Origin of the sequence: Methanobrevibacter sp. (assembly GCF_045577275.1) — an archaeon.
Lineage (GTDB): Archaea > Methanobacteriota > Methanobacteria > Methanobacteriales > Methanobacteriaceae > Methanobrevibacter.
The window spans coordinates 1-7,621 of the sequence record NZ_JAZNIB010000111.1 but is presented as its reverse complement, the minus strand read 5'-3'; the positions used below and the strand labels follow the sequence as shown (position 1 = coordinate 7,621).

General features: G+C 32.6%; 8 protein-coding genes. 6 read left to right on the top strand and 2 right to left on the bottom strand.

Annotated elements, in window-relative coordinates; all coding sequences use genetic code 11:
* On the top strand, window positions 1–510 hold a 510-nt coding region (locus ACKI67_RS03675), incomplete at its 5' end, for a glycosyltransferase family 2 protein (protein WP_407462038.1).
* Between the two features lie 78 nt (window positions 511–588).
* Here ACKI67_RS03675 and ACKI67_RS03670 read toward each other — a convergent pair.
* Window positions 589–1,818 carry an ABC transporter ATP-binding protein gene (locus tag ACKI67_RS03670; protein ID WP_407462037.1) on the bottom strand — a complete coding sequence of 410 codons (1,230 nt, stop codon included), beginning with the start codon at window positions 1,816–1,818 and terminating at the stop codon, window positions 589–591.
* Between the two features lie 15 nt (window positions 1,819–1,833).
* The gene (locus ACKI67_RS03665; RefSeq protein ID WP_407462036.1) at window positions 1,834–2,613 is read right to left on the bottom strand and encodes an ABC transporter permease; all 780 of its coding nucleotides are present in this window, start codon (window positions 2,611–2,613) and stop codon (window positions 1,834–1,836) included.
* 240 nt (window positions 2,614–2,853) lie between these two features.
* Between ACKI67_RS03665 and ACKI67_RS03660 the strand changes: the two genes are divergently transcribed.
* The 5 genes from ACKI67_RS03660 to ACKI67_RS03640 all read left to right on the top strand — a co-directional run bounded on the left by ACKI67_RS03660 (window position 2,854) and on the right by ACKI67_RS03640 (window position 7,532).
* The gene (locus tag ACKI67_RS03660; RefSeq protein ID WP_407462035.1) at window positions 2,854–3,897 is read left to right on the top strand and encodes an ADP-ribosylglycohydrolase family protein; all 1,044 of its coding nucleotides are present in this window, start codon (window positions 2,854–2,856) and stop codon (window positions 3,895–3,897) included.
* Between the two features lie 148 nt (window positions 3,898–4,045).
* Window positions 4,046–4,264: a TIGR04165 family Cys-rich peptide gene (locus ACKI67_RS03655; protein WP_407462034.1), complete on the top strand. Its 219-nt coding sequence runs from the start codon at window positions 4,046–4,048 to the stop codon at window positions 4,262–4,264.
* A gap of 108 nt (window positions 4,265–4,372) precedes the next feature.
* On the top strand, window positions 4,373–5,512 hold the full coding sequence (locus ACKI67_RS03650) for a TIGR04083 family peptide-modifying radical SAM enzyme (protein ID WP_407462033.1): 1,140 nt from the start codon (window positions 4,373–4,375) through the stop codon (window positions 5,510–5,512).
* A 236-nt stretch (window positions 5,513–5,748) separates the two neighbouring features.
* On the top strand, window positions 5,749–6,246 hold the full coding sequence (locus tag ACKI67_RS03645; RefSeq protein WP_407462032.1) for a hypothetical protein: 498 nt from the start codon (window positions 5,749–5,751) through the stop codon (window positions 6,244–6,246).
* Between the two features lie 59 nt (window positions 6,247–6,305).
* Window positions 6,306–7,532, top strand: coding sequence for a hypothetical protein (locus tag ACKI67_RS03640; protein WP_407462039.1), 1,227 nt, complete (start codon window positions 6,306–6,308; stop codon window positions 7,530–7,532).
* Window positions 7,533–7,621: the final 89 nt, after the last annotated feature.

The window sequence follows — 7,621 nt, the reverse complement described above, 5'->3', positions numbered from 1 at the left end:
ACTAATTTAGGTAAGGGTGAAGCATTAAAATCAGGTTTTAAGGCTGTTGATGATGATTCAATCATTGTAACAATTGATGGTGATGGACAACATAATCCTAATGAGATTCCTGATTTGCTTAAGCCGATCATTGAGGATGGTGCAGATTTAGTCAATGGCAGTAGGTATATGAATGGGCCTGAAGAAAACACTCCTGCTTACAGAAGAGTGGGGCAGAAGGTCTTGGACATTGCTACAAATATTTCTGCAGGAATCCATATCACTGATTCCCAAAGTGGATTTAGGGCATTTTCTCCAAAGACCAAAAATGTTTTCAGATTCAAGGATACAGGTTTTGGAATTGAAAGTGAAATGCTTGTGGATGCTGCAGAAGCAGGATTAAAAATAGTGGAAGTGCCTATTACAGTTCGCTATGACGTTGATGGTTCTACAAAGGACCCTATTACTCATGGAGTAGGTGTTCTATTTAAGATCACTAAAGATAAGATACTTAGAACTTTTAAAAAATAGTTTTTTTTTTTAAGGTTGGAAAAAATAGCTCTTTTTAATAAATATTAAAAGATAGCTATTAAAATAATAGCTACATAATTAGAAACGTTGAGGTTTAAGTTTTTTGGTTTTTTCTTTACTTGCCTTTTTAGCTTCTGCTTCGTATTTGTCGCAGATATAATTCACTTCCCCAATTTCTCTTACTCTACCTTCTTCAATCCAAATTGCCTTATCACAGATATTTCTGACTTCACTGATTGTGTGGGAAACAAGCAATACGGTAGTTTGAGATGCCATCAATGATTGGAGTTTTTCTTTACTTTTCTTTTTGAATGTGATGTCACCTACACCAAGAACTTCATCTAGAATAAGGATATCTGGCTCTACAATTGTTGCGATAGAGAATCCGAGTTTGGATAACATACCAGAGGAATAGTTTTTTACAGGTAAGTTGATAAAGTCTCCAAGTTCAGAAAATTCGAGGATTTCATCATATTTGGATCTTAGGAACTTTTCATCATATCCAAGGATTGCACCATTTAGGAAAATGTTTTCTCTTCCGGAATAATTCTTATCAAATCCGGCACCTAAGGATAATAGAGGTGCAATGTTTCCGTTGATTATTACTTCTCCTTCATCAGGGGCATAAACTCCGGAAATGATTTTAAGCAATGTACTTTTTCCAGCACCATTAAAACCTATAAGTCCTATCTTTTCGCCTTTATATATTTTAAAGGATACATTATCTGTTGCTTTGAAAATGGTTTTCTTTTCCTTGGTTCTTTTGATAGTCCTAATTACATATTCCTTTAGGTTGTCAATTTTATCATTGCCTATCTTAAAGCTTAATGAAACATTCTTCAATTCAATTGCAATATTACTTGGATCTGTAGTTTGAAGATAATTCTGATGTTCATTATATTCTTCAATCAATTTTAATTTTTTAGCTTCTTTATTTGCATTAGCTTTCTCTTTTTTTATCTTTTTGTTTGGATGATTATTCTTTTTATCCATTTCTTCTTTAGAAGGCTTGACTTTAAGAGTTGTGACTTTTGTCATTTCATACTCATCATCACCTTCAAACAATATTTCAATAGTAGCATCTTTATTTGTGCTAAGGGTTAAGTGAGCTTTTCCTTTTTCATCAGTTGTTCTTTTATATGTTTTAGGTTCCTCATCCCCATCAATTAAAAATTTATAAAGAATCTCTTTATTTGCAATAGCATTCCCATCTTCGGTTTTCAAATAAACTTGAAGAGAAACGGTATTGTGAATGGCTGGTACGATTTGAGTTTTAATCTTTTTAACTTCATTTTCAGTATTGCTCATTTTATCTCTCCAAATTTATAGTTCTAATGTAATTCTATTTTGATATTTACGGAATATTAGCACTCCAATTATGAAAATAATAAGGGAAAATCCAAAAGTAGTTAACATTAGTTGTGTAGACGGTAGTTGCCCTTGCATTACAAATGATCTGAATTGCGCAATGATTCCATAAACTGGATTAAGTTCCATATATCCTCTCATAGGTTGAGGCACGCTTGTAATCGGATAAAATATTGCACAAGCATAAACTAATAATGAAGTGAATATTTTATATAAGTATGCAATATCTGAAAATTTAGTACAGACAATTGCCAACATCAATCCTATTCCAGTAATCAACATGAATAAAACTCCTATTGGAATTACTGATAATAGCGCCATAGGATAGAATGGTGCTTGAGTCAATATCATTATTGCAATAAGAACAACAATAGACATCAGGAAATTCAGGAATTCTGAACAGATTCCACCTAATGCAAAGACATATCTAGGTACAAAAATCTTATTGAAAATACTTCTATTTGCTTTAATGGAATTCATAGCTATTTTTGTTCCACTATTGAAGAAATTAATAACTATTCTTCCTGTTAAAAAGTAAACTGGGAAATTTTCAATACTTTTTGCAAATACTGCTGAGAAAATTGCTGTCAATAAAGCCATTTCAATCAATGGGTTTAAGAAACTCCAAAGAACTCCAATAACTGAGTCCTTATATTTTGATGTGAAATTCTTTTTAATGATTTGCTTAAGCAAGAAATTTTCACTTGTTCCTCTTTTTAGTATTTCTAATGTCATATTTGTTACCTATATATATTAATAATTAAATCAAATACTAATATTATATAATTATGAGTATTTATAGTTTATTTAATTAATTATCTGAAATCTACTAATTTATTAATAATTTGAATTTTGTTAATAATATTTAATGATGATCATATTTCAAGAACTTTTTTAAACTATTAAATTCTTAAATATATTAGAAATTATCTTTGAAATTATTTTAAACATTTTTTAAGTTAAAGGGGTTAAATTATGAATGAAAATAAGAATAAATTATTCAAAAGCGGAATTTTTGGGCTTGTTGTAGCTGATGCATTAGGTGTTCCTTATGAATTCAAATCCAGATCATTTTGTGAAAAGTATCCTTTGGAGGATATGATAGGATTTGGAACATACAATCAGGAACCTGGAACATGGTCTGATGACAGTTCCTTGGCTTTGGCAACTGTAGATGGATTAACATATTCCTTAAATTCCAATAAGGATAAAATTGGAGAAGAAGCCTCCGATTTGGATATTTTAGATATTATAGATTATGAAGACATCATGGAAAAATTCTGCAAATGGTTCGATGATGCAGAATACAGTCCTCATGGTGAGGTTTTTGATTATGGCGGAACAACAGCCTCTGGAATATATAATTTCAAAGATGGGTGTGAAGCGATCTTATCTGGAGGAGTAAGTGGCTCTGACAATGGAAACGGCTCTTTAATGAGGATATTGCCAATTGCATATTTCATTTATTTCTTGTCACAGAAATATTCATTTTCCATGGAAGATCAAATGAAAGTCATTCACAATCTTTCCTCATTGACACATAGGCACAGAAGAAGTCAAATGGCTTGTGGAATATATGTTTTGATAGCTATTGGACTGTTGAAGAATGTTTTTGAAGAGGATAACAAATCAAGCTTGGCTGAACTTATTGAGTATGGTATTCAATCAGCCAAGGAGTATTATTGCACCAATGATGCTTTCAAAAAGGAATTGCATCATTTTGAGAGAATTTTATATGAAGATATAAAGAATCTTCCAAAAAATTACATTAGGGGAAGAGGTTACGTTGTAGCATCACTTGAAGCTTCACTTTGGTGTCTTTTAAACAATGATTCATATAAGGAAACATCTTTGGCAGCAGTTAATTTAGGTGAGGATACTGATACAACTGCAGCTATTGCAGGTGGTTTGGCAGGAATCTATTATGGCTATGAGGATATTCCAGAACATTGGTTAGGTCAAATTGCCAAATTTGATTATATTGATGAATTGATAGATGATTTTGCCAATTCTCTTTAATCTTACCTATGCTTTGATAGAGAATTTTTAATATGCTTTTAATATGCTTTTAATATATTGGAAGTATTGAAGATTAAATTATATTAATAATAACAAACAATATTAATATTAATTAAAAATAATGTTTAAAAAATCAAGGAGAGATAATATGAAATTTGAAGATCTTATTGCGAAATGTCCTAAATGCGGTTCTACAGATAAAACCGCTCATAGAAGATTCATTGATAATCATCATGCTCATGCTGAATTAAAAGAATTCAAGTGTGATAATTGCGGATATGTTTTTGAAACCGGTAATGATAAGGAAAAAACTGAAGAGGAATCAATCAAAAAAGACCTTATCACCGAATTGAATAAAAAATTATAACTCTTCCAATTTAATTATAAATCAGTAAATGCAATTTTAATAAATGAATTTTTACTTAAAATCAATTTTTTTATACAATTTTTACTTTAAATTTATTTGAGGGATTAAATGACTTTTCATGTTATGATTATACCTACTTTAGGATGCCCATCCAATTGTGCCTATTGTTGGGGTTCTGAAGAAAATGCAGAATTGATGGATATAGATGTAATCAATCAGATAGTAAAATGGCTAGCTGATTTTAGGGATGAACCTGTTCATTTCACTTTCCATGGAGGTGAACCTTTACTTGCAGGTTATGACTTCTATGAAAAGGCACTTCCATTACTTAATGATGCAGATACTCATGAAACTGAAGGTTTTTCATTGCAAAGTAACCTATGGCTTTTGGATGAGGAAATGGCTAAATTATTCTCAAAGTACAATATAGCCATCAGTACAAGTATAGATGGTCCTAAGGAAATCAATGATTATCAAAGAGGTGAAGGATACTTCGACAAGACCATGAAATCTGTTAAGTTAGCAACGGATAATGATATTCAAATCAATTTTGTATGCACTTTCACTTCATACTCAAAAGACTTTTCAGATGAAATATATGATTTCTTCAAGGAAAATGGTTTGAATCTAAAGATTCATGCGGCATTGCCTTCTTTACGTGGTGATAATGCTGATCCATGGGCACTTCCTCAAGATGAACATGGTAAATTGTTGATTGATTGGTTGGATAAGTATCTATATGATTTGGATAAGTTTGTTATAATGGACTTGGACCATATTGCAAAAAGCAGCCTTAGACGTGTAGGCACTCTTTGTACATTTAATGACTGTATGGGAACCACTCTAGCTGTAGGTCATGATGGTTCCATTTATCCATGTTACCGTTTTGTAGGCATGGATGAATATATTATGGGAAATGTTTATGATACTCCTTCAATGGAGGATTTGGAACAGTCTCCGGCATGGGGAAAATTAATGGAATTCAAGAATTTTGTTGATGAGGACTGTGCTGACTGTAAATTCATCAAGTTCTGTAGAGGAGGATGTCCTTATAATGGAATCGTGGCTACACAATCCCCAAGAGCAGTAGACCCTCAATGTGAAGCCTATAAGATGATTTTTGGTGAAGTGTCCAGAAGAGCTAATGAAGACTTTAAGAAAAATGCATTGGCTGCATTTGGTGGAGCTCCAAGGGTTAGAAAAGATGGTGAGCCTTTCTCTATAATGGACCTAATGACTAAATTGTAATTTTCTTTTCATTCATTTTTTTTTCTTTTTTATTTTTATTATTTTTCTACTACTTTTAAAACAGAATTTTTCTTATTTTTAACCTTTTTTGATATAGTTAAGTATTAATAATATGTAAATTAAATAAATATTTATATTATATTTTATTTGCAATTCGTTTAGATTTGCGCGATTAGATATAATTATTTAAATAATTTAAAATATTTTATTAAAATTTATTATTATAGAGGCATCTTATGTTTTTAAAAATTAGGAGAGACACTTTAATAATTTTTTTATTAGCTTTTATCTTAATTGTTTGTGGTAGATTAATTATCTATGTAGCATATGCATCCTCTGCTGAAGTCGCTGAAGGAGTACCTATTGCAGGTATTATTGTTAAAGGAAATGATATTGTTCCTATTGACAGTATCCGTTATAATGTTGAAAATTCCGGTTTAAGAGAAGGTAGTTATATAGATGGAGATATACTTAAAACATCTATACGGGAGCTGCCCGTGACTGAGGCCGAGGCCAATGCAGAGAAATTTGTTCGAAGATCAACAATTCCAGGTACTAAAATCGCTCCAATTGCAGGGGCAGATGTAACTGTAAATAGAGACACTGGTATTGTTACTGTTACAGTTATTGAAGATTTCTCAACTATTAATATTACTGCTAACAAGACCACTTCAACTGATAACTATAATCTTGATCAATCAACAAGTGTTTATAATTACAGTATTGCTGGATAGGAGGTTAAAATTTGAGAATGAATCGTAAAGCAATCATTGGTTTAATATTTTTGGTTTTAATGCTCTTTTCAGTAATGGCTACAGCTTCTGCTACTTGTAACGTGCTTGTCATCACTGACCCAACTGGTGAAGACCCGAACGGTGCTGCTGCAGGAAGTATGTCCTTTGCAAATAACATGTTCCAATCTTCATTCATCATGTCAAAAAATGATGGATATTCTGTGCTTTCCGGGGGGGAAGGTAACAGTACAGAAAGGAACTATGCGATTATTGATGCACTTGGAGCAATGCAACATGGTTCAAGCCCAGCATCTGCTGCTGCTTTAGCAAGTGGTTTTGAAGGAATCCGTTTGCTTATCGGTGGACCTTCAATGGGAGCAGCTATCGGAGGAAGTTTCAATGCTTATCTTGTTGTTGTAGGTGATGATGGAACTATCAGAGTCACTCACCATGAAGGCGGTATTGTACAACTGCCTCAAGGTTCTAAAGGGGCTATTATTCACTTAAGAAACAGTCAAGGTAACCCTAAAATGGGTACAGCAGATCGTGTACGTAGACAAACTGCAGTAAACATTGGTAAAATGATTAGGGATGGTTATCCTGCTACCTATATTGTCGGTAAAGCTATGGAAGAAGTAGCTGTCGATTCCGGTGAGAAATACGGTGGGGGTGCAGTAAACCTTGTTTCATTAATCAGTACTGGAGACATGTTCGTACCAAAAGAAGTTAACACCACTGGTTTCCCTATGGATGAAAATTACTCTAAAGTATGTTTAGATTGTGGTTGGGCAACAGGTTACCCAGATGCAGAGCGTTATAGCACTTGCCCAATATGTGGTGAAGAATTGGAGGTTCGTACTGCTACTGATGTTTTAATCAATGCTATTACAATATCCAAAGACTCTGTTTCCGTTTCTGTTTATGGAAGTGAAAAGGCAGGATTGTCAGATATTACCCGTGAAGTAGTGAAGGCGTCAGTCAGAAAGTATGGTTATAATGCTTCGACAATAGCCGGATCTATCAATAGAGGTATCAACAATGGTCTTATTGTTGGTGTAGACTATGTAGAGCCTAGTGACTTAAATGTAAAGCCGGATGTTCGTGCTGTAGGTGTTTATTATAATCCTTTACCTAATGGTAGAACTTCCCCTGCTTGGAATTTGCCTATCAATTCTATGGCACTTACGATTTTAGGTTCTATTCAAACGGCAATAGGGTTTGTCCTGATAGTCTTGGTGGCATTCAGAACAAGATTATTGAAATCGTTTAGAGATAGAGTTTCATAAAACTTTATCTTATTAATTTTTCTAATTTTTATTTTATTTTCCTATTTTTTTAATTATTATAATTTTATTTTCCTATTTTTTTAATTATT

Coding starts and splice junctions, on each gene's coding strand:
- ACKI67_RS03655 (WP_407462034.1), top strand. CDS start 4,046: ATGAAATTTGAAGATCTTATTGCGAAATGTCCTAAATGCGGTTCTACA.
- ACKI67_RS03670 (WP_407462037.1), bottom strand. CDS start 1,818: ATGAGCAATACTGAAAATGAAGTTAAAAAGATTAAAACTCAAATCGTA.
- ACKI67_RS03660 (WP_407462035.1), top strand. CDS start 2,854: ATGAATGAAAATAAGAATAAATTATTCAAAAGCGGAATTTTTGGGCTT.
- ACKI67_RS03665 (WP_407462036.1), bottom strand. CDS start 2,613: ATGACATTAGAAATACTAAAAAGAGGAACAAGTGAAAATTTCTTGCTT.
- ACKI67_RS03640 (WP_407462039.1), top strand. CDS start 6,306: ATGCTCTTTTCAGTAATGGCTACAGCTTCTGCTACTTGTAACGTGCTT.
- ACKI67_RS03645 (WP_407462032.1), top strand. CDS start 5,749: ATGTTTTTAAAAATTAGGAGAGACACTTTAATAATTTTTTTATTAGCT.
- ACKI67_RS03650 (WP_407462033.1), top strand. CDS start 4,373: ATGACTTTTCATGTTATGATTATACCTACTTTAGGATGCCCATCCAAT.